A 526-nucleotide genomic window follows, 5' to 3' on the forward strand; every position below is an offset into this window, starting at 1 on the left:
CATTAGCGAGCTGTTTCACGCCTAACCCCTCTATCCCATTTGTCCATGCATTTGGGATTACTTTTCGTAAAATGTTAGCCGCAGCATTTACATCTGCATTAATTAAAGTTTTATTTGCTGAACGATATATGCCGCGCTCTATTCGTTTTCCTGAAAAAGTTGTATTTTGGTCATTTTCTCCATACGTTGGAATGAAGTCGTTATCCAGAAAACTTGCTTTCGATGTATATGATTCTTCAGTTACAACAACTTGAATGCCTACAGCATTTGCTTTGTATGTAATCATTTGAATCAATAAACTATGTGGGATATGACAAAACGATTGGTTATTTCTTTTTCCCATATTCGTTTCTTGTTTCCAACTTTTGTTTTGACCAATAACGATTTTACAAACTTCTTCTTCTTGAGCTAGTTTCACGATATGGTGACTAACTTTATGGAAGACGTCTTTTATTTTCAAGTAACGTTTTTGATGAAGTTTTTCTATCCTTTTAGAAGTAAAAGGTCCTTCATTAGTTTGTTTTCC

Annotated in this window: 1 protein-coding gene; it reads right to left on the reverse strand. The window is 34.2% G+C overall.

Annotated features, from left to right (window positions below):
* Window positions 1-526 (reverse strand): IS200/IS605 family accessory protein TnpB-related protein (locus COK05_RS30755; protein WP_098615512.1); only part of this gene is annotated, 526 nt, incomplete at both ends.

This window comes from Bacillus cereus (assembly GCF_002567495.1).
Lineage (GTDB): Bacteria > Bacillota > Bacilli > Bacillales > Bacillaceae_G > Bacillus_A > Bacillus_A cereus_AQ.